23 protein-coding genes and 1 pseudogene are annotated in these 26,002 nt (G+C 62.3%); 20 read left to right on the forward strand and 4 right to left on the reverse strand.

Annotated features, from left to right (window positions below; genetic code table 11):
• Window positions 1–80: 80 nt before the first annotated feature.
• Entirely contained in the window at window positions 81–1,376 is a 1,296-nt protein-coding gene (locus tag OEZ71_RS04745) for an ABC transporter substrate-binding protein (RefSeq protein ID WP_263738761.1), read from the forward strand.
• Between the two features lie 2 nt (window positions 1,377–1,378).
• On the opposite strand, the gene OEZ71_RS04750 is transcribed toward OEZ71_RS04745, so the two are convergent.
• Window positions 1,379–2,107, reverse strand: a complete 729-nt coding sequence (locus tag OEZ71_RS04750; protein WP_263738762.1) for a FadR/GntR family transcriptional regulator — start codon at window positions 2,105–2,107, stop codon at window positions 1,379–1,381.
• 402 nt (window positions 2,108–2,509) lie between these two features.
• Here OEZ71_RS04750 and OEZ71_RS04755 point away from each other — a divergent pair, with 402 nt between their 5' ends.
• The 6 genes from OEZ71_RS04755 (at window position 2,510) to OEZ71_RS04780 (ending at window position 7,738) form a co-directional block, all read left to right on the forward strand.
• Window positions 2,510–3,802, forward strand: a complete 1,293-nt coding sequence (locus OEZ71_RS04755; protein WP_263738763.1) for an ABC transporter substrate-binding protein — start codon at window positions 2,510–2,512, stop codon at window positions 3,800–3,802.
• Window positions 3,803–3,875: 73 nt separating this feature from the next.
• Window positions 3,876–4,745, forward strand: coding sequence for a branched-chain amino acid ABC transporter permease (locus OEZ71_RS04760; RefSeq protein WP_263738764.1), 870 nt, complete (start codon window positions 3,876–3,878; stop codon window positions 4,743–4,745).
• On the forward strand, window positions 4,738–5,715 hold the full coding sequence (locus tag OEZ71_RS04765) for a branched-chain amino acid ABC transporter permease (protein ID WP_263738765.1): 978 nt from the start codon (window positions 4,738–4,740) through the stop codon (window positions 5,713–5,715). Before OEZ71_RS04760 ends, OEZ71_RS04765 begins: the two co-directional genes overlap by 8 nt.
• Window positions 5,712–6,479 (forward strand): ABC transporter ATP-binding protein, encoded by a 768-nt coding sequence (locus OEZ71_RS04770; RefSeq protein WP_263738766.1) that lies wholly within the window; start codon window positions 5,712–5,714, stop codon window positions 6,477–6,479. The genes OEZ71_RS04765 and OEZ71_RS04770 overlap by 4 nt, the downstream gene beginning before the upstream one ends.
• Window positions 6,469–7,176, forward strand: coding sequence for an ABC transporter ATP-binding protein (locus OEZ71_RS04775; protein WP_263738767.1), 708 nt, complete (start codon window positions 6,469–6,471; stop codon window positions 7,174–7,176). The genes OEZ71_RS04770 and OEZ71_RS04775 overlap by 11 nt, the downstream gene beginning before the upstream one ends.
• Entirely contained in the window at window positions 7,127–7,738 is a 612-nt protein-coding gene (locus tag OEZ71_RS04780) for a tetratricopeptide repeat-containing protein (protein WP_263738768.1), read from the forward strand. Before OEZ71_RS04775 ends, OEZ71_RS04780 begins: the two co-directional genes overlap by 50 nt.
• 31 nt (window positions 7,739–7,769) lie before the next feature.
• Here OEZ71_RS04780 and OEZ71_RS04785 read toward each other — a convergent pair.
• Both OEZ71_RS04785 and OEZ71_RS04790 read right to left on the reverse strand, forming a co-directional pair.
• Window positions 7,770–8,566, reverse strand: a pseudogene (locus tag OEZ71_RS04785) (IS5 family transposase).
• Window positions 8,567–9,180: 614 nt separating this feature from the next.
• Window positions 9,181–9,852 carry a TetR/AcrR family transcriptional regulator gene (locus OEZ71_RS04790; protein WP_263738769.1) on the reverse strand — a complete coding sequence of 224 codons (672 nt, stop codon included), beginning with the start codon at window positions 9,850–9,852 and terminating at the stop codon, window positions 9,181–9,183.
• A gap of 202 nt (window positions 9,853–10,054) precedes the next feature.
• Here OEZ71_RS04790 and OEZ71_RS04795 point away from each other — a divergent pair, with 202 nt between their 5' ends.
• Genes OEZ71_RS04795 through OEZ71_RS04855 form a run of 13 tightly spaced genes read left to right on the forward strand, consistent with a single transcriptional unit; the run spans window position 10,055 to window position 25,588 of the window.
• Window positions 10,055–11,398, forward strand: coding sequence for an aspartate aminotransferase family protein (locus OEZ71_RS04795; protein ID WP_263738770.1), 1,344 nt, complete (start codon window positions 10,055–10,057; stop codon window positions 11,396–11,398).
• Complete coding sequence (locus OEZ71_RS04800; RefSeq protein ID WP_263738771.1) at window positions 11,395–13,008, forward strand: phytoene desaturase family protein; 1,614 nt, start codon at window positions 11,395–11,397, stop codon at window positions 13,006–13,008. Before OEZ71_RS04795 ends, OEZ71_RS04800 begins: the two co-directional genes overlap by 4 nt.
• On the forward strand, window positions 12,995–14,551 hold the full coding sequence (locus OEZ71_RS04805) for a phytoene desaturase family protein (protein WP_263738772.1): 1,557 nt from the start codon (window positions 12,995–12,997) through the stop codon (window positions 14,549–14,551). Before OEZ71_RS04800 ends, OEZ71_RS04805 begins: the two co-directional genes overlap by 14 nt.
• On the forward strand, window positions 14,548–15,744 hold the full coding sequence (locus OEZ71_RS04810) for an aminomethyltransferase family protein (protein WP_263738773.1): 1,197 nt from the start codon (window positions 14,548–14,550) through the stop codon (window positions 15,742–15,744). The genes OEZ71_RS04805 and OEZ71_RS04810 overlap by 4 nt, the downstream gene beginning before the upstream one ends.
• Window positions 15,745–15,755: 11 nt before the next feature.
• Window positions 15,756–16,904, forward strand: a complete 1,149-nt coding sequence (locus tag OEZ71_RS04815; RefSeq protein ID WP_263738774.1) for an aromatic ring-hydroxylating oxygenase subunit alpha — start codon at window positions 15,756–15,758, stop codon at window positions 16,902–16,904.
• Window positions 16,901–18,121, forward strand: a complete 1,221-nt coding sequence (locus OEZ71_RS04820) for an aromatic ring-hydroxylating oxygenase subunit alpha (RefSeq protein ID WP_263738775.1) — start codon at window positions 16,901–16,903, stop codon at window positions 18,119–18,121. The genes OEZ71_RS04815 and OEZ71_RS04820 overlap by 4 nt, the downstream gene beginning before the upstream one ends.
• A gap of 40 nt (window positions 18,122–18,161) precedes the next feature.
• On the forward strand, window positions 18,162–19,265 hold the full coding sequence (locus OEZ71_RS04825) for a polyamine ABC transporter substrate-binding protein (protein WP_263738776.1): 1,104 nt from the start codon (window positions 18,162–18,164) through the stop codon (window positions 19,263–19,265).
• A 46-nt stretch (window positions 19,266–19,311) separates the two neighbouring features.
• A complete protein-coding gene (locus tag OEZ71_RS04830) occupies window positions 19,312–20,475 on the forward strand; it encodes an ABC transporter ATP-binding protein (protein ID WP_263738777.1) in 1,164 nt (387 codons plus the stop codon).
• A gap of 4 nt (window positions 20,476–20,479) precedes the next feature.
• Complete coding sequence (locus OEZ71_RS04835) at window positions 20,480–21,421, forward strand: ABC transporter permease (RefSeq protein ID WP_263738778.1); 942 nt, start codon at window positions 20,480–20,482, stop codon at window positions 21,419–21,421.
• Complete coding sequence (locus OEZ71_RS04840; RefSeq protein WP_263738779.1) at window positions 21,418–22,257, forward strand: ABC transporter permease subunit; 840 nt, start codon at window positions 21,418–21,420, stop codon at window positions 22,255–22,257. Before OEZ71_RS04835 ends, OEZ71_RS04840 begins: the two co-directional genes overlap by 4 nt.
• Entirely contained in the window at window positions 22,254–23,135 is an 882-nt protein-coding gene (locus OEZ71_RS04845; RefSeq protein WP_263738780.1) for a dimethylsulfoniopropionate lyase, read from the forward strand. The genes OEZ71_RS04840 and OEZ71_RS04845 overlap by 4 nt, the downstream gene beginning before the upstream one ends.
• Window positions 23,136–23,168: 33 nt before the next feature.
• Entirely contained in the window at window positions 23,169–23,954 is a 786-nt protein-coding gene (locus tag OEZ71_RS04850) for a methyltransferase domain-containing protein (protein ID WP_263738781.1), read from the forward strand.
• Window positions 23,951–25,588 (forward strand): amidohydrolase, encoded by a 1,638-nt coding sequence (locus tag OEZ71_RS04855; RefSeq protein WP_263738782.1) that lies wholly within the window; start codon window positions 23,951–23,953, stop codon window positions 25,586–25,588. The genes OEZ71_RS04850 and OEZ71_RS04855 overlap by 4 nt, the downstream gene beginning before the upstream one ends.
• An 87-nt stretch (window positions 25,589–25,675) precedes the next feature.
• Here OEZ71_RS04855 and OEZ71_RS04860 read toward each other — a convergent pair whose 3' ends face one another.
• Complete coding sequence (locus OEZ71_RS04860; RefSeq protein WP_263738783.1) at window positions 25,676–25,873, reverse strand: hypothetical protein; 198 nt, start codon at window positions 25,871–25,873, stop codon at window positions 25,676–25,678.
• Window positions 25,874–26,002 lie beyond the last annotated feature (129 nt).

Raw genomic sequence — 26,002 nt, forward strand, 5'->3', positions numbered from 1 at the left:
TCAATAAAATCTTCTGCCTCCCAGTGATATTTTTGTCGATTTCGCTTCGCATATGCAAAAAACCACGTATTCTTCGGCACATGGGTTCTGGAAGTTTCGCGCACAGACTGGCGGTAAAGGGCGCGCTGCCCCGGCTGACAGCCGGAGTCGCCGACACGATCAATATTGGCTTCATGGCGCCGTTGACTGGTCCAGTCCAATCCTGGGGCCTTCCGGGGTTGAATGGCTGCCAGATCTGGGCGGACAGCATCAACAAGACAGGCGGCCTGCTTCTGAACGGGCACCGGCACAATATCCGGTTGGTGCCTTTCGATTGCCAGTACGATGCAAAGCTGGCGCTGGAGGGCGTCCGCAAACTGGTGCAGGACAACGATGTGAAACTGCTGCTGGCGCTCGGCGGCGACACCCTGTCCCCGGTCATCGACTATCTGACCGACCGCAAGCTCTTGACGGCGACGCTTCTGCCCTCGGACCTGTCCCCCGACACGCCCTATCTGATCGCACCGAGCGAGGTGCATCCGATCTACAATGTGACCGGCGTGGGCTGGCTCGCGCGCAACCATCCGCATCTGCGCCGCGTTGCGCTTTGCAGCCAGACCGATGCGCTTGGACTTCCTTCGCTGGCGACCTACCGGGCGGCATTTGCTGCCGCCGGAATGAAGGTGGTGAAGGAAATCCGCTATGCACCGCAGGATGCCGACGCGACCGGTATGGTAGCGACCATGATGGCGGAAAATCCAGACATTCTCTGCTGGTGCACGAGCTATACGCCCATGGTTCATGCCCTGACCGAGGCTGCCCATCAGGCAGGATTTCAGGGCCAGCTTCTGTCCTGCACGCTCGACGCATATCCCCGGCTGGTCTCGCGCACCTCGCGCGACTTCATGGAGGGCTTCGTCTTTCAGTTTCCCGACTTCGACGATCCGGCGCTGGCCGAAAAGGCTTTCTTCTTCAACCGGCCGAAGGACTTCTACCTGGAGTATCAAAAGCGCTTTCCTGACAGCTGGAGCGCGGTGTCCTGGGAGTACGCAGCCATCCTCGATATCTGGCAGTCAGCTGTGGAGCGGGCGGGCAGCGTGACCTCGATTTCGGTTCTGGCGGCCATGAAACAGTCCGGCGCGGTGATGCATGCCTTTGGTCCTGCAAACTGGTGGGGACGGGAAATATTTGGCATAGACAATGCCTTGGTCGGCGACTGGCCGGTGGTGGAGATTCAGGACGGCAAGGCCCGAATCGTCGAGTTTGGCTCAATCCCCGACTGGCTTGCGCAGCACGGGACGGCGCTGAAGGCGCAGATGATCGAGCTTGGGCAGATGTGGGACCAGCGCCAAGTCCGCGCAACAAGCAATACCGGACTGGCCCGGAGAAGCCTTTAGCGTCAGACCTCTTGCAGCAAGAGTTTCTGCTCTTCGATCAGGTGCAGTTTGATGAACTCCACAGCCGCCTCGATATCGCGAGAGGCAATTGCGTTGAACAGCGTGTTGTAACGTTGCTGGTAGTCACCAATGCGCTTTGGCGTCAGGTGGCGGCGCAGCAGGGCGGCTCGGAAATTCTGGCGGCAGGCGTCGATCGCAAGTTCGTAACAGGCCGCCAGAAGCGGGTTGCCGGTTCCATGTGCGATCTGGCGGTAAAGCTCCTCCTCCTGCCGAGCAAAAGCCGCGGCATCCGTCCGGACCTGCTCCATAAGCGAAAGGGTCTCGCCCAGGGCTTCAATCTGGCGTGGCGTCATGTTGATGATCGCCAAACGCACCATTTCCGGCTCAAGGATGCCGCGTACGACAAGGTGGTTCAGCGGACTGGTATTCGAGGCCAGTGCCGAGGGTGCCGAGTTGCCTTGTGCGCCAGACTGGTAGGTGACGAAACTGCCGCTGCCAGCGCGCCGTCGGATCATCTTCCGGGTCTCCAGAACATCGAGTGCCTCGCGCACCGTGTTGCGGGCCACGCCAAGTTCTGACGCCAGCGTCCGTTCCGAAGGCAATCGCTCATCGACCTCGTATTCCTCCGATTCGATTCGCGCGACGATCGTGTCGATAACGGACTGAACGGTCGCGCCGATTGTCGCTTCGGTGCTATCGGGGGCTTTCACGGGGACGATACGTGTATTCACTGTGGATTCCCGGTTGGTTTGGCGGAGTTAACCAGATTTGCCAAAATACCACAACGTCGGTCGCTCAAGGAACCAATTTGCGATATTGGCCCTCTGGTTGCTTAATTGGTTGGCACTGGCAGAACGGTCCGCCTTCCGGTTCTCAGCGGCGAGTCTCGTAATGATGTTAAGGAATTACCCGGAGCATGTGGGCTTCTGAGGGCGTTTCCTCCAAAATAATTTACTCCAGAAGAACAGAATTTCTTGGCAGGAAAAAGCCTTCCTGCTAGCGTTTGGTTGTGCGGCCGATCCAGTTTGCGCAAATTGGTTCAGTAGAGGTCGAAAATTGGCCCAGCCCGCATCGAACAGGATAGGCCCGACGCGGCTTCGTCCCGCGACCGGGTCCCAACATGGGAGACGCAAATGTTCACGAAGATTCACCGTGCCGGATTTAACCGGCGCTTTTTCCTGAAAACCTCGGCTCTCGGAACCATTGCGGCGGGCCTTCCCCGTGCCGCCGCGGCCGCCGGTGGCACGATCAAGATCGGCTTTCTCGCACCCCTGACCGGGCCGGTGGCGGCCTGGGGCAAGCCTGGGCTTGATGGTTGCCAGATCTGGGCCGAACGGGTCAATGCCGCCGGCGGTATCAAACTGGGCGATGAAAGCTTTAACGTCGAATTCGTCTCCTACGACAACGAGTACGACCCCGCCAAGGCGCGCACGGGTGCGACCAAGCTGATCCGCGAGGATGGCGTCAGCTTCATCATGATGCTTGGCGGCGATACCTGGCCCGGTGTGCAGCCGGTTGCGGAGAAAACCGGGATGCTCTTCTCCACGCTCCTGCCGTCAGACCTTTCGCCAGAAACCACAACACTGATCGCGCCCGCCGAAGTGCACCCGATCTACAACGTCACCGGCGTGGAGTGGCTGGCCGAGAACAAACCCGACCTGAAGACCGCCGTCATGTGCGCGCAGGATGATGCGCTCGGCCTGCCCTCGGTCGCGACCTATCTGGCCGCGTTCGAAGCCGCCGGAATCGAGATGCTGGACGAACCCCTTCTGTTTGATCCTGCCACGACCGATTTTGCGCCTGTCGTCACCCGGCTTCTGGCGAAGAACCCGCAGATCGTCTGCCTCGACACCTGCTATTCGGACTATGTCCATCCGATTGCCGAGCAGCTCTTCCAGCAGGGCTTCAAGGGCCAGATCATCTCCTGCACCGCGGACTTCTACGACCAGATGATCGCCAAGACGTCGAAGGAGTTCATGGAGGGCTTCATCTTCCAGTTCCCGGATTTCGACGACCCGGCCATGAATGCTGACAACGTCAACTTCGATGATCCGAACGGGTTCTACGCTGAATACAACAATCGCCATCCCGGAGAGTGGGGCGCGGTCAGCTGGGAATATGCCTCGATCATGGATCTGTGGAAGGCGGGCGCTGAAAAGGCCGGCTCGGCCGAACCCGAGGCGGTTCTGGCCGCGATGCAGGAAGGCGGCAAGGGCAAGCATGCCTTCGGCGACGCCGACTGGTGGGGCGAGGAATTGTTCGGCATCTCCAACGCGCTGGTTGGCGCATGGCCAGTCGTCGCGATCGAGGATGGCAAGGCTGTGATCAAGGAGTTCCGGTCGATCCCTGACTGGTACGCGAAGCACGGTGAATTGTTGCGCAAACACATGTCTGACTACGGTCAGATGTTCGATCAGCGCGGCTGACTGGCTTCGTGGCAAAGGCGGCACCGGGAGCGCATGCCCGGTGCCGTCCCATATTTCCTACAGGGAGAAGTCGATGCTGGAGATTCTGGCACAGACCGGGTTCAACGCCCTCTACGCGGCCAGCTACATATCGCTCGTCGCCGTAGGGCTGGTCCTGATTTTCGGCGTGATGGGGGTCGTGAACTTCGCCCATGGCGAGTTGTTCATGGCGGGCGCCTACGCCGTCGTCGCCCTTTATGCCGATCTGCATATGCCGTTTCTGGTCGCGGTCGGGATCGGGTTGGCCTTTGTCGGGCTTCTTGGCCTGCTGATGGAGCGTGCCTTGTTCCGGCCACTACGGGATAATCCCCTCGGCGGCCTCGTCGCATCCATTGGCTTCCTGATGATCCTGCAATCTCTTGCGGTCATGGGCTTCGGGGTGAGGATGGAACATATCCCGCCTGTGACGCAAGATGTGATCGCGTTTTCCGAAAAGGTCCGCCTGCCGGTCGCCCGGCTTTACGTCATCATCGCAGCCGTGGTTCTGCTGTCGGCCCTGTGGTTCTTCCTGAAACGCACCCGGTTTGGATGGGCCCTGCGCGCCTCGGCACAGGACCCGGAGGCTGCCGCGCTTCAGGGCATTTCGATCAACCAGACCGCCCGCATCGCGATGTTCATCGGTGCCGGGCTTGCCGGGGTTGCCGGGGCGCTGACAGCGCCCTTGGTGTCGGTCAATCCGTTCATGGGCCATTCCGTGATCATCACTGCCTTCATCGTGATTATCGTCGGCGGTGTCGGGTCGCTGGAAGGCGCCATCATCGCCTCGGTCGCCTATGCCTTCATCCACACAGTTGTGACGACATTCTGGGACGGGGTTCTGGCCGACATCGTGGGCCTGATGCTGATGCTCATCGTGTTGATCGTCCGGCCGACCGGTCTCATGGGGAGTGCCGACCGTGCCTAAAGTCATCCCATGGCTCGCGCTTCTTGCCGCACTCATCTTCCTGCCGCATGTGCTCAGCTTCTCGCAGCAGGAAATCTTGGTCTATCTGGCGATCAACGTCCTGATCGTCACCTCCTACCGGCTGCTGACGCTGACCGGGGAATGGTCGCTCGCGCATGTCGTGATCATGGGGGTCGGGGCCTATGCCTCGGCGCTTCTGACAAAAATGTTCAGTGTGCCGGTGCCCGTCTCGATCCTGCTCGGCGGTGTCGCGGCGGCTTTGGTTGCGCTGATCCTGTCAGTGCCGCTGTTCCGGATGAAAGGCTTTTACTTCCTGATCGGCAGTTTCGCGGCGGGCGAAATCATCCGGCTTCTGTGGAAGCGCTTCCGCGAACCCTTTGGCGGACCGAAGGGCATCAAGGGGATCGACCCGATGCCGGACTTCTCCGTCGGCATCTACGATTTCGATTTCTTCGAGCCGATCAGCTATTTCTACTTCGCCACGATCGTGGTGGCCTTTTGCCTATGGATTCTCTGGCGGATCGAGAAATCGCCGGTTGGCCTGACCTTTCACGCTGTTCACTGGCAGGACAAGTTGGCCCAGGCGGCGGGTGTCAATGTGCGCGCCTACCGGACGCTTGCCTTCACAATCGCCAGCGGTTTTGCCGGTCTCGGCGGCGCGCTTCTGGCGCATTATGTTGGCACCATCAATCCCAACAGCTTTGACGTCGAGGTGATGGTCTTCGTCCTGACATGGGCGATTGTCGGAGGAACCGCCACGTTTTACGGACCGATCCTTGGTTGTGTCACGCTGACCGTCCTGAACGAGGTTGTGTTGCGTGAGATGGGCTTCGAACAGGCCCGGCCGCTGATCTACGGGCTGATCCTAATCCTTTCCATCCTCTTCCTGCCGAAGGGGCTCGAAAGCCTCGTGCAGAAACTGAAACCCGGTCGCAAGTCCGCGATCCCCGTCGAAAGGGCCGCAGAATGACCAAGTTTCTGGAGATCGACGCATTGACGATGCGGTTCGGCGGGCTGACGGCGGTCGACGCGCTGAGTTTCACCGTCGATCATGGCACGATCCACGGGCTGATCGGTCCGAACGGCGCGGGCAAGACCACGACCTTCAATGCAATCTCGGGCTTCTACAAACCGACATCGGGCGCGGTGCGTCTGAGGGGCGAGGTCATCTCAGGCCTGAAGATGCACGAGGTGGCGCGGCGCGGCGTGGTGCGGACATTCCAGCACTCCACGCTATTTGCCGAATTGACGGTGCTGGAAAACGCGCTGGTGGGCACGCATATGCCCTTCCGCCCGAACATCTTTGCGGCCATCGTCGGCTACGACCGCCACGACCGGACCGGCGCGGAGGCGCGGGCGCGCGAGGCGCTGGAGTTCTTCAACCTCGCGCATCTGGCCGATAACCGCGCCGGTGATCTGTCACACGGACACCAGCGCGCGCTTGGCATGGCCGTGGCCTATGCCGCCCATCCCGATGTCATCCTGCTGGACGAACCCTTCACCGGCATGAACCCGGAAGAGACGCGGGTGATGATGGGCCTGATGCGCAAGCTGCGCGATGACGGCACCACGATCCTGATCGTCGAACATGACATGCAGGCGATCATGGGGCTCTGCGACCGCATCACCTGCATGAGCTTTGGAAAATGGCTGGCCGAGGGCGGCCCCGACCACATCCGCCACCATCCTTCAGTGATCGAGGCCTATCTGGGGGGTGCCCGCCATGTTGCTTGAATTGCGCGATGTCGCGGTGAATTACGGTCAGGTTTCTGCCCTCAGGCACCTATCCATGTCGGTTCCCGACGGCGCCATCGTCACCATCATCGGCGGCAACGGCGCGGGCAAGACGACAACGCTCCGCGCCATGTCGGGCCTTGCGAAACTCGCCACCGGCGAAATCCTGTTCGAGGGTGAGCGGATCGACACCTTGCCCGCCGACCGCATCGTCGCACGCGGCATTGCCCATGTACCAGAAGGCCGCCGCATCTTCCCCGACATGACGGTGGAAGAGAACCTGCGCACGGGTGCCTTCCTGCGCCGCGACAAGGCCGGGGTGGAAAGCGATCTGGACAAGGTCTACCACCGCTTTCCGCGCCTGAAGGAGCGCCGCACTCAGCGCGCCCAGACCATGTCGGGCGGCGAACAGCAGATGCTGGCCATCGGGCGTGCATTGATGGCGCGACCAAAACTTCTGTTGATGGACGAACCCTCGATGGGCCTCGCCCCCGTCATCGTCGAGGAGATTGCCCGCATCATCGAAGAGATCAATGCCGACGGGGTGCCGGTGGTGCTGGTCGAACAGAATGCCGGTCTGGCGCTTGATCTGGCAAGCCACGCCTACGTCCTTGAAACCGGAAACCTTGCTTTGGAGGGTCCAGCCCATGAGCTCCATGACAATGAGCATGTCCGCGCGGCATATCTTGGGATTTGACGCGGCAGATGTCGACTGGCGGCAGGCAAAAGCCAGCGGCTGGCGCCGTGCCGATCTGCGCTGGGAACGGCTGAGCGAAGCTGCCATTGCTGCCTGGCAAGCGCATCGTCGGTTCCGTGCGGTCTGTCTGTTTCACCTGGCCTACCGGCAGGCCCGATTTTCATTTGCTCCAAGCGACCGCCGGATCGCGACAAGCCTGATCAATCTTGGCATTGCCTCCGGCGCTGGGACCGTGACAGCAAAGAGGTATTTCGCAAAGGCGCGGCATCAATGGCAGGCATCGCGGGGCGATGTCGATGATATGGTCGTGCGCCCACGTTCGCGCTCTTCGCTGTTCCATCTGCGCATGGAGGCACGCCATCGCGAGACCTACCTTGCCAACACCCGGCTCAGGATCAGCCGCATCATCGTCGAAACCGAGGAAACCCTGGATGCGCTCGAAGCAGGCTCCTTGACGCTACCGCACCGCCATTCCTCACGCTGGCGGGGCGAGCGGCCGGTCGTGTTCGACGACATGCGAAAGATACTTGGTGCCTGCCTTTTAATTGCCTGCCCGCTTTGAGCAGGTGATCAGGTTCCGGACTCATTAATCGTCAAAGCCAGAAGATAACGGTTGCGGCGAGGGCGCATAGGTAGGTCGTAGCGGGTGGCGATGCGGTGCCAGTCTTTCAGTCTACCAAACATGATCTCGATCCGGTTGCGGCTGCGATACCGCCTGTTTGTCGAAGCGAACGGTTTTGCCGCGGGACTCTCGGCCAGGGATAAAGGGGCGTATGCCATTGTCTTTCAACGCATCCCTGAACCAATCGGTATCATGGCCCCGGTCAGCGATCAGCCAATTGGTGGCTGGCAGACAGCCCAGCACGGCCCAGCAGGTCCGCCGCGCCGGTGTCGTCGCTGATCCGTTGCCTGACAGGCGATGCGTGCATCCCCGAGAAGGGGGCCGCCGTCATGAAAAAGCGCAGCGGGCAGCCTTTGGCGTCGGTGACAGCGTGCAGCTTGGCGTTCAGCCCGCCCTTCGTCCGACCGATCAGACGCCCGCGCTGATCGTCGGATCCTCCTTTTTCGCCTGCCGGCTGGAAGCCGTGCGACGCGCCTTAAAATAGGTCGCGCCGATCGTGATGGCCCTCTGCTCGGTGCCCTCGGAAGCCAGCCCCTCCATCATCCTGGCGAAAACCCCCATGTCGCCCCACCGTTTCCAGCGGTTGTAGAGCATCTTCGGCGGGCCATTTCCCCGGGGCGCGTCACACCACCGCAATCCATTGCGATTGATACAGATTATCCCGCTCAGAACATGTCGGTCCTCGACACGCGGCTTGCCATGACTCTCTAGAAAGAAGGGCTTCTGACGTTCCATCCGCTGATCGGTCAGTAAGAATAGGTCGCTCATCATAACCCCCCGTCAGTTCGGGAGCATGAATTACCCAGGCCGGACGGCCGCAACCCTATTAATGGGTCCTGAACCTAGGTGTTGAGGATGGCGCGGAGACGCCAAAGGGTATCGGGTTTCTTGGCGAGGTCCACAACGTCGGAAAGTTGGCCTCGCAGTTCCGCGATAACCGCTTCGCGCCGTGCCATCTGGACCGTCTCATCAGGCGGGAATGCCCGGCCAGGGTTCACCCCCTCCGCAAATGGATTTGACTCAACCAATCGCATCACTGGTTCCTCGAAGACACTTGTTTACGAATGCAACGTAAACTTGAAATCTGGCACGAGCCGGGCCGTAATCTGCCGAATTTGGCACTTTTTCCCGTCCAAGATCATTAACCCTGAACTCAGCAGATGGCGGCGACGTGGCGGATCGCACGGGTAGTCCGGCTGGTTGGAATTGTCATGGGTCGCAACGTCTGGCGTTTCCGAGCCCTTCGAACGCCTCGCCGATTTGTTGCGCATCGGCGGCTGGAGGATATGCGGTCTTGCCCCGCCAACCCTGTCGTCAACCGCGTACACAGCCAACTTACCGGCCAACGGATTGTCTGATAGCAGCCGGCAATGCTCGGCGCATCAACCCTTTGCCGCACCGCCCACGACGCCCATTTCGGTGAACTTCCCCGGGAAGAAGGCCGCGGCACAGTTGAATGCCGTGTGGAGCGCTTCCGTCATGCTGTAGGGATCGCTCATCGTCATCAGGTCGAACCAGGCGCCTTCGGTCGTCATCCGCAGCACCCGGGCGATGCGGACGGGATCGCCGGATTGGCCGGTTTCGGCCAGAAGTTCGCCGCAGATCTCCTCAAGGACGCGGGTGTATTCCCGGTCGTTCGACCCGCACTGTTCCTGATAAAGCGGCCTGCTCTGCGCCTCGCCCCAGAAGGCGCACCAAGCGGCAAGGCGTGATGGTGTACAGATCTCGGGATTGAAATCGGCCCTGAGTATCGCGTCAAGACGTTGCGCCGGCGCGGGTCCCGATGCCTCCAGCGCGGCGGTCCAGTTGCGGCGGTATTCCTCAGCGAGATAGGAAAGCGTCTCCCCCAGCAGACCTTCCTTCGTCTCGAAGTGGAAATTGACCAATCCATGCGAGAGCCCGGCATGGCGGGCGACATCGGTCAGCGTTGTCCGGGCATAACCCTTCCGGGCGATGATCTCGATCGTCGCTTCGATCAATTGTTCGCGTCGCGCTTGGCGGCTGAGCTTGCGCGGAGACGGCTGCACCGCCGCATTGCCTTCGACCTGGTTCATTTTCGCTGCTCCGATCGCGGCCCTCGATTGCGACAGACATAGAATATCTGCCCGCGATTTCAATTAAATCACATTTTGACTGTACTGTCAGTCAAATTCTGATTGACAGTACAGTCAAAATCCGTGTGAAATGGCGATGACCGCGAAGACCCGCTGATCGACGATCACCGCTGCTTCGCCTTATTCGCAAAGGAAACGGATCATGCGTGCCGCGCCACGACGTACTATCGGAAAATCGAATGAACAGTTCAAAAAGGCGCTGAAACGACTGCCGCTCGGCGTGGCATCGACCTTCCGCTATTGGGGTGATGACCGCACGATCTATGTCGATCACGGCAAGGGCGGGAGAATCTGGGACATCGACGGCAACGAATATGTCGACTATCGCCTCGGTTACGGGCCTGCAATTCTCGGCTATGCCGATGAGCGGGTCGACGCGGCCGCCCGCCGCGGCATGGAGGTCGGGGGGGTTTTCGCGCTGTCAACCGAGCGTGAGCTGGCCGTTGCCGACCGCATCGCCAAGATGGTGCCGGGCGTCGATCTCGTGCGCTACTCCAACTCGGGCACCGAGGCGGTGATGGCCGCTTTGCGCCTTGCCCGCGCCCATACCGGACGCGACAGCTATCTGCTGATCGAGGGCGCCTATCACGGTCTTTTCGACGCGGCGATGTGGATGGCCAATGTCGAGGACTGGAGCCGCAAGGGCGGCGGCGACCCTGAGGTCGTACCCTATTCGCAAGGTATTCCGCAGGAATTGCGGTCCCTCGCCCATCTTGTGCCGATGAACGACGCACAACGGCTGGAGGACACGTTCAAGCGCCACGGCGACACGATGGCCGCGATGCTGATCGAGCCGATCCAGGGCAATTGCTGCGGAATCTCGGCCTCGGTCGAATATGTGCAGCTGGCACGTCGGCTTTGCGATCAGTACGGCGTTCTGCTGATCATCGACGAGGTCAAGACCGGTTTCCGCGTCGCGCGCGGCGGGGTTCAGGCGCTGCTTGGCGTTACACCCGATGTCTGCACCTTCGCCAAGGCAATGGCGAACGGCTACCCGATCGCGGTTGTCGGCGGACGCGAGGAAGTCATGCGGACATTCCGCTATGGCGGTGCGGCCCATGGCGGCACCTATACCGCGCATTCCGTCAGCCTTGCCGCCGCCGAGGAATGTCTGCGCATCCTTGACGAGACACCGGCGCTGGAAACGCTCGCGAAATACGGTGCCGATCTGAAGGCCGGCATGTCGAGCGTCCTGAACCGTCGCGGCATCGCGCATTCCTATGCGGGTCACGACTCGATGTTCGGCCTCTTCTTCGCCGACAAGGCACCCGACAACTACCGCGACTGGAAGCGGTCGGATTATTCCTTCTACGACCAGATGGCCTATTTCCTCCACGATCTCGGCATCATCTGCGAACCCGACAGCCGCGAACCCTGGTTCATGTGCGAAGCCCATGACACGGCCTGCCTCGATGACACGCTGAAGGCGTTCGAGACGGCGGTTGACATGACGCTGGAGCATTTCGAGGCCGAGAAGCGCGCATGAGCTACGATGCGGCCATCATCGGTGCGGGCCATAACGGGCTGGTTGCAGCCTGTTATCTGGCCCGCGCCGGGCTGAAGGTCGTCGTCGTGGAGAAAAACGACTGGATCGGTGGGGCCGCGGTATCGCGGGAACTGCATCCCGGCTTCACCTATTCCAACTGTTCCTATGTCTGCTCGCTCTTCCGGCCCGAGATCATGCGCGACCTCGAACTGCCGAAATATGGCCTGCAGGTTCTGCCCTATGAGGGTGGCGCTGTCTTCACCCGCGACGGCGGCTATCTCGCGATTTTCCGTGATCACGACGCCAACCGCCGCGAATTCGCGCGCTATTCGCCACGCGATGCGGAAGCCTATGACCGCTATTCGCGCGATATCATGCGGCACTGCCGGTTCATCCGGCCGCTTCTGATGCGGACGCCCCCCGATCCCGCGACGTTCCGCCCGCGCGATCTTGCCGAACTGGCGTGGCTTGGCCGCAAGGTCGGCGAAATGTCCGAAAGCCAGATCTGCGACATGATCCGGTTCTGGACCATGTCGATCTCGGACTTCCTCGATGAATATTTCGAAAGTCCGGTGATCAAGGCCTATCTCGCTGTCTCGGCGATCATCGGCACCGCGCTCGGGCCGATGTCCCCGGGCTCGGCCTATGTGCTTCTGCACCACTACATGGGCGACGTTGACGGCAATGTCGGCGCATGGGGTTTCGCGCGCGGCGGCATGGGGGCGATCACGCAGGCGCTGACCGCATCGCTTCGCGCCTCCGGGGGCGAGGTGCGGACGGGCAAGGGCGTCGATACCGTTCTGGTAAGCAACGGCCGCGCGGTCGGGCTAAGACTCGACGATGGGGAAGAGATCGCGGCCAAGCGCGTCCTGTCCAACATGGATGTGAAGCGGACCTTCCTGAAACATGTCGACCGGGATGAACTGCCGCCCGCCTTCACCCGTCGGGTGGAGCGGTTCAAGACCCGCGGTTCGTCCGGCAAGCTCAACATTGCGCTCGACTCTGCACCTCATTTCCCGGCGCTTCCCGAAGGATCGCCGATGCTGAAGGGCGATCTGCATTTCACCGACAGCGTCGAGCGGATGGAACGCGCCTATGACGACTGGAAGGCCGGCCGCTTCAGCCGCGATCCGTTCCAGGACACGATGATGCCGACGATGATCGACCCGACGATGGCGCCGCCGGGCAAGCATTTCATGTCCTGCTTCATCCAGTATGCGCCGCCGAAGATCGACGGGCGCGACTGGACCGATGCCGACCGCGACGCCTTCGGCCAGACCGTCATCGACCAGATCGCCGAATACTCGCCCGGCTTCAAGGACCGCGTGCTGCATGCCGAGATCCGCACCCCGCGCGAATTGGAGGCCGAGGTCGGCCTGACCGAGGGCAATATCTTCCAGGGCGAGCTGACCTTCGACCAGCTTCTCTTCAACCGACCGGTGCCGGGCTATGCCCAGTACAAGACGCCGATCCGCGACCTCTGGCTCTGCGGCTCCTCCGCCCATCCCGGCGGCGGTGTCATGGGGGCCCCCGGCCGCAACGCCGCCGCCGAAATCCTCCGTGACACGCGCGCGCCCACCGAGATGAGGGAGGCCTATGCAGTCGTTTGATGCGATCGTGATCGGTGGCGGCACCAACGGGATGGCCTGCGCGGCCCGCCTGACCAAGGGGGGCAAGCGCGTCCTCGTGCTCGATGCCGCAGACCGCCCCGGCGGCGCGGCCGTCGGTGGCGACGGGGCGTCGGGTGCCTCGCAGATGCCGCTCGCGCATCTCCTGATGATGCTCGATCCGCGCGTTCATGCCGGAATGGATCTGGACCAGTACGGCTTTTCCTATGCTGCGACGGACCTTGCGACGACCGCCCTGTCGGCCACCGGCGACCACCTCGTTCTCGAAGGCCCCGCCGGGGCCAGCCTTTCGGGTTCGCTGAGCGACGCCGACCGGGCCGCCTGGGCGACACTTCGCAAGCGCCTGCTGATCTATGCCGAGGCGCTGGTCCCGTTCCGCGCGCTGACCCCACCCCGGATCGCCCGCAAGGCCGGCAACGATATGCTCGGGCTCGCGAAGATCGGGCTTGGGCTGCGCCGTCTCGGTCGCGATGAGTTCCGCGAGTTTCTCAGGCTTTTCCTCATCAACGTTGCCGACGTGCTGGAAGACGACCTCACCGATGACCGGCTCAAGGGCGTACTGGCCTTCGACGCCGTGCTCGGGTCATGGCTCGGCCCGCGCTCGCCGAACTCGCTTCTGGTCTATCTCAACCGTCTCGCGGGCGAGGCGGCAGGCACCCGTGCCGCGCTCGCGCTGCCGAAAGGCGGCATGGGCACCGTCGCAGACGCCATGGCGCGCTCCGCCGCGGCTTCAGGTGTGACGCTGCAATCCGGCGCGCGGGTTGAGCGCATCCTGATCGAAGACGACCGCGCGACCGGCGTGGTCCTGACTTCGGGCGAAACCTATCGGGCCCCGACGATCGTGTCCGCGGCAGGTCCGAAACAGACCCTGCTGGACCTCGTGGGTGCGCTCCACCTCGACACCGGTTTCGTCCGGCGTACCCGGAACATCCGGTCGCGTGGCGGTGCCGCAAAACTGCACCTTGCCTTGACCGCACGACCCGATTTCCGTGGCGCGAACCCTGCGACGCGACTGGTGATCGCACCGGATATCAACATGGTCGAGACCGCTTTCAACGCCACGAAATACGGCGAAGTGCCCGAACGCCCGGTGATGGAGATCGTGATCCCGACTGCGCATGAAGCTGCCGGGGCAAGCGACCCGCATCTCCTGTCGGCCATCGTCCAGTTCGCGCCGCACGACCCGCGAGACGGGCTCGACAAGGCGCGCAAACAGATGCTGGCCAATACGCTAAATGTTCTTGAAGACCATGCGCCCGGGATCGGCGGCCTGATTTCCGAAAGCGAGCTTCTGATGCCACAGGATATCGAAGCGCGCTACGGGATGGCCGGAGGCAACTGGCACCACGGCGAACTGAGCGTGGAGCAGATGCTGTTCTTGCGCCCCTTCGCCGATGCCGCTCAGTATTCGACACCCATCGCGGGGCTCTGGCTCGCCAGCGCGGGCAGCCATCCGGGCGGCGGCATTTCGGGTGCGGCGGGCTGGAACGCGGCCGAACGCATCCTGTCGGGGGTGGCGGCATGAAGGATCTGCGTCACCATTTCGAAACCCCGCTCAGGACCACGGCATTTCACAACCGTATCGCCGCAGCCAATGTCCTGAACGAATGGGCCCCATGGGCCGGATACACGACCGCGACCGTTCTCGAAGACGCGGAAACGGAATACACCGCGATCCGAAACACCGCGAGCCTCTACGACCTCTGCCCGATGATCAAATACCGGATCACCGGGCCCGGCGCCGTCGATTATCTCAACCGGCTGACGCTCAGGGACGTGGCACGCTTGCCGGTGGACGCGGTGCATTACACGGCATGGTGCGACGATCACGGCAAACTGCTCGATGACGGCACATTGTTCCGGCTGGGGGAAGCCGAGTTCCTGCTCTGCTGTCAGGAACGGCACCTGCCGTGGCTGGCGGATTCCGCCATCGGTTTTGACGTCACGATCCGCGACGTGACGGATGAGATCGCGGGCCTCTCGCTTCAGGGGCCCTGCACGGCGGCGGTTCTGACCGAGGCGGGCTTTGACGTCTCGGCGCTGAAACCCTTCCGCATCGCGCGCTATCCTTTCAAGGGCGGCACGCTGACGATCTCGCGCACCGGCTTTACGGGCGATCTCGGCTATGAACTTTGGATCGAGCCGGGGCGGGCGCTGCCACTCTGGGACCGGTTGATGGAGGCAGGCAGTTATTGCGGCATCCGCCCGGTCGGGTCCACCGCGCTCAACCTCGCGCGGATCGAGGCAGGCTTCATCACCACAAATGCCGATTTCGTGCCCGCCGATCAGGCGGTTCGCGAAGACCGCGTGCGATCCCCTTACGAGATGGCGCTCGACTGGATGATCGACTTCGGCAAGGGCCATTTCAACGGCCGCCGCGCGCTTTTGAAGGAACGCGACACGCAATCGGGCGAATGGGCGTTTGTCGCGCTCGACATCGAAGGCAACGTCGCCGCAGATCACGCGATCCTCTATGACGGGCGCGACCGCGAGATCGGTCAGGTCACCTCCGCCGCATGGTCGCCGGTGACGAAGAGCAGCATCGCATTGGCCCATATGCGCCGCCCGTATGACACCAAGGCGAAAGGCGGCATCTGGGCCGAAATCTACGCGCTCCGCGAACTGCATTACGTCAAGCTGATGATGAAGGCCGAAATCGTCGCTCGCCCCTTCTTCGCCCCGCCACGTCGGCGCGCCACACCCCCCGGACGGTTCTGAGGACAAACGTCATGACCGAACACCGCCATCCCGCATCACCGCTTCTCGACCACTGCCCCGAGACGCTTCCCGCGTCGTCCTATGTCGATCCCGACTGGTACGAGCGCGAGCGGCAGACGATCTGGGCGCGGAACTGGGTCTGCGCGGGCCGGCTTGATGACCTCTCCCCCGGCACCATCCGGCGGTTCGATCTTGCGGGCCACAATCTGATCCTCTGCCGTGACCGGGATGGCCGGGTAACGGCCTTTCACAATACCTGCCGCCACCGCGGCTCGGAACTTTGCATCGAGGATAATGCCGAGCTCGGCAAGCTTATCCGCTGCCCCTACCATGCCTGGGCTTACGATACGAACGGGCGGCTGATCTCGACCGCCTATGCGACGCCGACCGACGATTTCCGCAAGGAGGATCACAGCCTCTTCCCGGTCCACGTCCGGCTCTGGAATGGCTTCGTCTTTCTCAACCTCGCAGACGAGCCCGGCGAACTCGCGCCCGATCTGGGACTGGCCGCACTCGACAACTGGCCGATGGCGGACCTTCGCACGGGCCACCGTCTGGTCAAGGACATCGACTGCAACTGGAAGATCTTCTGGGAGAACTACAACGAATGCCTGCACTGCCCGGGCATCCACCCTGAGCTTTGCGACATGGTCCCGGTCTACCGCGACGGGATCATGTCACCCGAGGAGAGCTCGAACTGGTCAGCCGACACCGAACGGCCAACCGCGCTGCGCGACAAGGCCGTGACATGGACCATGTCGGGTGAACCCTGCGGCCCGGAATTTCCGAACCTTTCCGCCGACGAACGTGCCAACGGCCACAACTTCGTGACGATCTATCCCACGATGTACATCGTCGCCCATGTCGACTATGTGCGCGCCGTCTCGCTGATGCCGCTCGGGCCGGAACGGACCCGGCTGACCGCCGAATGGCTGTTCCCGGCAGAAACGCTTGCCCAGCCCGGCTTTGACGCCGCATCCGTGGCCGCGTTCGCAACCATCGTGATGGCTCAGGATGGTGAGGCTTGTGAGATGAACCAGCGCGGGTTGCGAAGCAGCCGCTACCGGCACGGACGGCTGATGCCACAGGAATTCGACATCGCGAAATTCCATGACTGGGTGCGTCGGCAGATGAATACGACCATCGGAGAAACGCCATGAACAAGAGCCTGAAACCGATACCCGTACCGAACGACTGGGACCGCCGGGGGCTCCCGGGCTGGACCTACCATTCGCAGGCGCTGTTCGACCTCGAATGCAATGAAGTTCTGCTGACCCACTGGCAGGTGGCCGGGCATGTCAGCGACATGCCGGCGCCCGGCGACTGGCTGACCTTCGACTTCCTCGACGAACGCGCGCTCATCATCCGGGGCCGCGATGGCGAGGTGCGCGCCTTCCACAATCTCTGCCGCCACCGTGGCGCGCGGCTGGCCGACGGCGAGGCGGGCCATTGCAAATCCGCGATGGTCTGCCCGTTCCACGGCTGGGTCTACAATCTCGACGGCACGCTCAGGGGGGCGGCGCGGCCCGAAACCTTTGGCGACATGGATCGGTCCAAGTTCGGGCTCAAACCGCTCGACATGGAAATCTGGCACGGCTTCATCTTCCTGCGGTTCCGCGAAGGTCCGCAGCCATCGGTTGCCGAACTTCTCAAGCCTTTTGACGCGGATTTCGAAGCCTACCGAGCGTCCGAACTGCTGCCCAGCGACGCGCTCGGCCACTGGACGGTTGATCCGCTGCCGATCAACTGGAAGTCCATGCGCGACGTGGACAACGAAGGCTACCATGTGGCGATGGCGCATCCCGCGCTTCAGGACCTTTACGGCCGCAGCTACAAGGACATGATCTTTCCCGGCGGTATTTCGCAATCAATCGCCGAATACGGCGACCAGCCCGGCCGCCTCTGGTCGGTCCGGAACTACGTGAAATTCAGCAAGGGCCGCGACTGGCTGCCCGATCACTTGCGCAGCAGCTGGACCTATTACGGCATCTTTCCAAATTCGGTCATCGCCTTTACGCCCGAAGGCGCGCAGTACTACCAGGACATTCCGCATTCGCTGAACCAGACCGAGATGTCGGGCAGGCTCTACCGTCGCCCGCACGAAACGCGCGAGGAGCGCGCCGCGCGCTACCTCGCCTACCGGATCGACCGTGAAACCTCAGTTGAGGATCAGCAGCTTTCGATCTGGTCCAACGAGTCGATGAAGTCCTCGGCCTTCGATGACTTTCACCTGTCCGACCTCGAATTCGGCGTCCGCACCCACCACGATCGGCTGCGCGCACTTATTCCGGTCATGAATCTCGATGAAAAACCATCGGAAGATGCACTCATCACGGTCAATGAAGAATTGCGTAGCGCCGGCGCGAAAACCTCATAATCTCAACATGAACGGCGACGTTTAAGGGAGGAGATCAGCAATGACCAAACTGACAAGAAGAACAACGCTTGCAACGCTCGGAGCGGGCCTTGCAATGCCGTATGTGCGCCCGTCCTGGGCACAATCCGGCACCGTCAATGTTTATAACTGGGCGGACTATATTGGTGAGACGACGCTCGCCGATTTCGAAGCGCAGACCGGCATCGGGGTCGTCTATGACACCTATTCCTCGGCCGAGGAGATGCAGGCCAAGATGCTTGCCGGATCGACGGGCTACGATGTGGTCGACCATGCTGGTATCGACATGCCGCGCGCCATAGCCGCCGGGATCTACGAAGAACTTGACAAGTCCCTGCTGCCCAACTGGGGCAATCTCGACACCGAAATCCTGCGCATCCTGTCGGGTTGGGATGAAGGCAACAAATACGGCATGCCTTACATGTGGGGCTCGGTCGGCTTCACCTACAATGTCGACATGGTGAACGAACGGATCCCCGATGCCGACATGACCTCGATGGATCTGATCTTTGATCCCGAGAATGCCGCGAAGCTCGCCGATTGCGGCATCTCGATCCTCGACAGCCCGACCGACATCATGCTGATGGTGCTGAAATATCTCGGGCTCGACGGCGACACGACGAATGTCGAGGATTACCAGAAGGTGGTCGAGGCGTTTAAACCGATCCGCCAGTACATCCGCACCTTCGACAACACGAACTACCTCAACGCGATCCCGAACGGCGAACTTTGCGCGATCAACAACTGGTCGGGCGACTATGCGACAGCGGCGGGCCGCGCGGCCGAGGCCGGGATCGACATGAACCTCGCCTATTTCGTGCCGAAAACCGGTGCGCCGGCCTGGGTCGATGTGATGTGCATCACCTCGGACTCGCCGAACCGCGAGAACGCGTACAAGTTCCTCGACTTCATGATGCAGCCCGAAGTCGCTGCGGGATGCACGAACTACACCTACTACGCCAATGCCAACGTGCCCGCGCGCGAATTCGTTCTGCAGGAAATCCTCGACGACCCGGCGGTTTATCCCGACGCCGAGACGATCGGCCGGATGTGGGCGCCGAAACCGTTCAGCGAAGAGCAGGACCGGGCCATCACCCGCGCCTGGCAGGACATCAAGTCGGGCTGAACCAACCGGTTCCACTGGCAACCACTCACCGGAGGAGACCGTCTGGATGTCCGAACCTGCGACGAATATTGGCGCGAAAGTCGCGCAGTTTCCGCGCGCCGCCGCGCTGGCCGAAAAGGAACCGCCCTTCATTCGCGTTGAAGGCGTAACGAAGCGGTTCGGATCATTCACGGCGGTCTCCTCCGTCAACCTCGAAATCCGCAAGGGAGAGATCTTTTCTCTCCTCGGCGGTTCGGGCTGCGGCAAGACCACGCTTCTGCGGATGCTCGCCGGGTTCGAGGACCCGACCGAGGGCCGCATCTTTATCGACGGGCAGGACATGACCGACCTGCCCCCTTATGAGCGCCCGGTGAACATGATGTTCCAGTCCTATGCGCTCTTTCCCCATATGACGGTCGAAAAGAACGTCGCCTACGGGCTGAAACATATGGACATGACAGCGTCCCAGCGTGCAGACCGGGTGCGCGAGATGCTGGCGCTTGTGCAGCTTTCCGACTTTTCCCACCGCAAGCCGCACCAGATTTCCGGCGGCCAGCGGCAGCGCGTTGCGCTGGCGCGCGCGCTCGCCAAGCAGCCGAAGCTTCTCTTGCTCGACGAACCGCTCGCCGCGCTCGACAAGAAGCTGCGCGAGGCGACGCAGTTCGAACTGATGGATATTCAGGACAAGACCGGCACGACCTTCATCGTCGTCACCCATGATCAGGAAGAGGCGATGACGCTGTCGTCGCGTCTCGCGGTCATGGACAAGGGCCGGATCATGCAGACCGGCACCGCGACCGAGGTCTATGAATACCCCAATTCGAAACTCGTCGCCGGGTTCATCGGGTCAATCAACTTCTTCGAGGCGACGATCCGGGACGTACGCGACGATGTCGCGACGGTGGACGCACCAGAGCTTGGCGCGACCGTCGAGGCGCGCGCGATCCCTGGCCTTTCGCCCGGCCAGCCAATCACACTGGCGATCCGCCCCGAAAAGCTGACGATCTCACGTTCGAAACCCGAGGGGCCGAATGCCATTTCGGGCAAGGTCCGCGACCTCGCCTATTTCGGCAAGGACTCGCTCTACCGCATCGAACTGCCATCCGGGCGCGTGCTGTCCATCAACTCGGTCAACTCGCGGCGCGTCGGTGAAAACGAGAGGGTCGCGGACTGGGAAGACGCGGTCTGGCTGTCGTTCGACCCCTCGTCGGCCATCCTGCTGAAGGACTGATCCGATGAGCCTCTCGTCACGCTCTGCAAGATTGCGGAAATGGTTCAACCGGCGCGGCTGGATCAAGATCACGATCGCCACGCCCTATATCTGGCTGGCGCTGTTCTTCCTTCTGCCCTTCATCATCGTCATGGCGATGAGCTTCGCCACGCGCACCCCGACGGCGCCGCCCTTCTCCTTCGGCGGTGACCACCCGGTGATGAACACCGACCACTACGCGCGGCTGTTCAGCGACGATCTCTATATCCGCGCCTATCTGAACTCCATCGGCAACGCGACGCTCGCAACCTTGATGTGCCTCATGATCGGCTATCCGATGGCTTTGGGCCTGACGCGGGTCAGCCGGTCATGGCGCAACGTCCTCCTGATGCTGGTGATCCTGCCGTTCTGGACCTCGTTCCTTCTGCGGGTCTACGCTTGGATGGGGCTCATGGGCACGAACAGCTGGTTCAACAAGCTCCTGACAGGTGCCTACAACTGGATCGTCCCGTCCGACATGGCGCTGCGCTACATCCCGATGATGAATACCGGCTTCGCGGTCGTGCTGGTGACGGTCTATTCCTACCTGCCGTTCATGATCCTGCCGCTCTATGCCAATCTCGAAAAGCTCGACATCTCGCTGAACGAAGCGGCGATGGACCTCGGATCGAAACCGTTCCAGGTCTTCCGCGACGTGACGTTGCCCCTGTCGGTGCCGGGTATCATCGCCGGATCGCTTCTGGTGTTCATCCCGGCCTCGGGCGAGCTGATCATCCCCTCGCTCGTCGGCTCCTCCTCGCGGCCGATGATCGGCCGCGTCATCTCCGACGAATTCGCCTCGGCACGGGACTGGCCGATGGCCTCGGCAGTGGCCGTGGCGCTCCTCCTCCTCCTCGTCGTGCCGCTGATGATCTACACCTATTACGACGGCAAGGCGCATGAGAAAGCGCAGAAGGAGGCAACATGAACCGCCGACCCGTCTTCCTGATCACGATGCTCTGCTTCGGATTCGCTTTCTTCTACATCCCGATCATTTCGATGATGGTCTATTCGTTCAACGGATCGCGGCTGGCGACCGTCTGGGGCGGGTTCTCCACCAAGTGGTACATCTCGCTGCTGTCCAACCGGCAGGTCCTGAAGGCGGTAATCCTGTCCTTGGAGATCGCGGTCCTCAGCGCCACGGTCGCAACGATCCTCGGCACCATGGCGGGCATCGCGATGGCGCGGTTCAAGAGGTTCCGGGGACGCACCTTGTTTTCCGGTCTCGTGACCGCCCCGCTCGTCATGCCCGAAGTGATCACCGGCATCGCCTCGCTCATGCTCTTCATACTGATGGCCGAATATATCGGCTGGCCCGCGACGCGCGGCTTCACCACGGTGACGCTGGCCCACATCACCTTCTCAATGGTCTTCGTCACGACCATCGTCCATTCCCGCCTCGTCCAAGCCGATGAGGCCATTGAAGAGGCCGCGATGGATCTGGGCAGCCGCCCATGGCAGGTGATGAAGGACATCACGCTGCCGGTCATCTCCCCTGCAATCCTGTCGGGCTGGCTTCTGGCCTTCACCATCTCGCTCGACGATGTGGTTATCACGAACTTCACCACCGGGCCGGGCACGACGACCCTGCCGATCCTGATCTGGTCGAAGGTCAAGCTTGGCGTCACGCCTGATATCAATGCTCTGGCGACGATCACGGTGGTGATCGTGGGCATTGGGGTCTTTACCGCGGGCTGGCTCCTGAACCGCGCGGAAAAGCGCCGCGAGCTTGACATCCAGCTTGCCTATCAGGCCAACCAATGACCGCACGGGACGATGCGCGCGCACGTGTCGACCTTTACGCCGCGCTTGGACAGCCGGGTTCGGGGCGCGTGCGTTATGCCGCCGCGATGTACTTCAACTGCAAGGGTCTGCTGTCATCCGAGGCCCTTGAGGTCTACCGCATCTGCTCGGCGCGCGATGGTGACGACCCCGCGGCACTCATGGCGACGCGCGGTCTTGCACCGAACCTGCCCCCTCCGCCCGATCTGAACCGCGAGCAGGCATTGCGCCTTCTGCTGGATGAGGTCGACCGCTATCTCGCGACCCTCCCCGGTGCCGGTATCGCAGAATCCCGCGCCGGACTGGCTGCCCTCCGCGATGGTCCCGTGCGGTCTGAACCACGCGGCCCGGACGCGACCGTCCGCGCCCATCTGCCCGCAGCGCTTGCGGCACTCACCGACAGTCACCCTGCCCTTGCCACCGCGATCGAAATGGCCGAACCGCATCTGTGCTGGCGCGTCTATGACAGCTACCCCCCGGAACAGATCGGCACCGCTTTCAACGCCGGCCACGCCTATACCTCGCTGATCGGAGAGGGCGCGATTGCCGCCGACGACTTCGATCTCGGCCTTTTCCTGATCGCGCCCGGTCTGCTCTACCGCGACCACGCGCATCCCGCGCCAGAGCTTTATGCACCCCTGACCGGACCGCATGGCTGGCGCTTCGCGCCGGAGGGACCAATCGCCGTCAAACCCGCGCATGAACCGGTCTGGAACGAGCCCGGCCAGCCGCATCTGACCAAGGTGGGCCCGGTTCCGTTCCTGTGCATCTATTGCTGGACGCGCGACGTGAACGAACCCGCGCAGATCATCGCGGCCACGGACTGGGACGCGCTTGAACGTCTGAAAATCAGCGCCTGACCCAGATACAGACAAGAGAGGGAGGACGGGGACATGGAAGCGGAAGGTGGCGAGCTTTATCACAGGCGCCTGATCGACATGCTCGAGGCTCTCTGGGGCACGGGGTTCCTGTCCCCGGGCGGCCCGGACGAGGTCGGCCGGGTCGTTGCCGGAATGGATCTTGGCGGCAAGGCCATTCTTGACATCGGTTGCGGTGCAGGCGGGATCGACGTCGCGCTCATCGGCAACCATGGCGCGGGATACGTCACCGGGATCGACGTCGAGGACACCGTGCTGACCCGCGCCCGCGAAGTGATCTCGGACGCCGGGCTGTCGGATCGCATCGGCTGCCTGAAGGTCGCGCCCGGTCCCCTGCCCTTCCCGCCCTCCACCTTCGACATCGTCTTTTCCAAGGATTCCATCGTCCATATCCCCGACAAGCACGCCCTCATGCGCGAGGTCTTCCGCGTGCTGCGCCCCGGGGGATGGTTCATCGCTTCCGACTGGCTGATCGGCCATGACGGCGCGCCAAGCGCCGAGATGGCCGCCTATATCGCCGCCGAGGGGCTCGATTTCGGCATGGCCTCGCCCGGCCGCTACCGCGAAGCCATGAATGAAGCGGGGTTTACCGACATCACGATTACCAGCCGCAACCTCTGGTACCGCGATACGGCACGGTCAGAACTTGACCGCCTCCAGGGCCCGGTCGGGCAGGCGGCGGCCAAGCTGGTCGGGCAGGATTTCGTGGATGACAATATTGGCATCTGGCAAAGGATGATCCCCGTCCTCGACAGCGGCGAACATTGCCCGACCCATCTCAGAGCACGCAAACCTGAATGACCGTTGCCGCTCATCATTCCGCTGACCTGATTGTCATCAATGCGCGCATCGTCACGATGGACGGGGCGATCCCCTATGCCGAGGCGCTGGCTGTCCGGAACGGGCGCGTTATCGCACTGGGGACCAGTGCCGATATCCGGGATCTGGCGCACTCTTCCACTCGTGTGATCGACGCTGGCGGGCGACTGGTGCTGCCGGGCTTTCAGGACACCCATATCCATCTTCAGGACAGCGGACAGGACTACAGCCAGAACGCCGATCTTTCGGCCGCGCGCAGCCAGGACGATATCGTGGCGACTTTGTCGGCCTTCGCGAAAACGCACTCCCGGCCATGGGTCAATGGCACCGGCTGGTATTCCGGCATCTTCACCGCGCAGAACCTCGACCGCCACCTGCTCGACCGCGCCGTTCCCGACCGGCCCTGCCTGATCGTCGCCTCGGACGGGCATAACGGTTGCATGAATACGCTCGGCTGCAAGGCGGTCGGGCTCGAACCCGGAACGCCCGATCCGCAGAACGGCCATTTCGTTACGGATGCCAGGGGCGAGCCCACCGGCATGCTCTACGAAAACGCGGTCATGTGGGCCGAAAGCCGTATGCCTCACCCCTCCGACGCCGACTTTGCCGCGGGCGTGAAATGGGCGCAGGCACTCGCGCACCGCCATGGCATCACCGGCGTCATCGACGCCAAGGTGGAGGAGCGCCATGTCCGCGTCTACCGCGCGCTGGAAGCGGCGGGGGAGCTGACATTGCGGGTTGCGGCAACCTCGCTTGTCAACGCGTTCGACACGACAGAAGGCGCGGTCGAGCGTCTGACCGCCTTCCGCGCCAGCGCGAGGGGGCCGCGCTTCAAGGTGCATTCGGCCAAGTTCTTCCTCGATGGCGTCGTCGAGAACCGGACGGCCGCTATGATCGCGCCCTATTCGGACGCCGAGGGCGGCAACGCGCCCCTGATGTTCACGCCCGCCCAGATCAACGAGATGTTCACGGCCTTCGACGCCGCGCGCTTCCAGATCCACGTCCATGCCATCGGCGACATGGCGGTGCGGGCCGCGCTCGATGGTTGCGAAGCGGCGCGAATCGCGAATGGCGACTGGCCGTCTCTGCACCAGATCGCCCATATCCAGTTTCTTGACCCCGCCGATATTCCGCGCTTCCGGTCGCTCGGGGTCATGGCCAATGTCCAGCCGCTCTGGGCCCGGAGCGAGCCATCGGTGACCGATGTCGCCGTGCCGATGGTCGGCAACGACCGCAGTCGCTGGATCTATGCGTTCCGGTCCCTGCTCGATGGCGGCGCTGCGATGGCCTTGTCCAGTGATTGGGGCGTCTCCACCCTCAACCCGTTCGAGATCATCGAAACCGCCGTGACCCGCCAGCCCCCCGCGGCCGAGGGCAAGGTGCCACCCTTCGTACCGGAAGAGCGCATCACGCGGATGGAAGCGGTCGCGGGCTACACGACCGAAGCCGCAGCAGCCGCCTGGAGATCGACTGAAACCGGCTCCCTTGCGATCGGCAAAGCGGCAGACCTGATCGTACTCGACCGCGATATCTTCACCTGCCCGGCCTACGAAATCGGTGGCACGAATGTCGATTTGACCATGGTCGGCGGAGACGTGGTCTTTGAAAGGCACTGACCCGCCAGAACCGACGCCGCGCCCAAAGCAAAAGGCCGGGCAGTGAACCGCCCGGCCTTTCTGAATTATTCAGTCGCAGTCAGGCGATCAGGTGCCCGAAGACGAGCTTGCCGCAGCAGCCGCGATGCCAAGCAGCAGCAGACCGCCGATCAGGGCGCCATTGCCCGAACCCGCCGGGCCGGCAACGATCGGTTCGCCTTCAACCATCGGGTCGGACATACCGCCAGCGAATGCCGTACCAGCCGAAAGGCCAAGCACAACGGCAATGGTCATAACTTTTTTCATCTCAGTTCTCCGGTTTCAGATACGTAAGCGCGCGGCGCCATTATTGATTAAAGCGAAACACAATCATGGCGTGAAGAAAAGCAGAATTTGCCGATTCGGCGGATTGTGACTTGGCTGTTGCATTGCCGC

Source organism: Albidovulum litorale, from assembly GCF_025751495.1.
GTDB classification, from domain to species: domain Bacteria; phylum Pseudomonadota; class Alphaproteobacteria; order Rhodobacterales; family Rhodobacteraceae; genus Albidovulum; species Albidovulum litorale.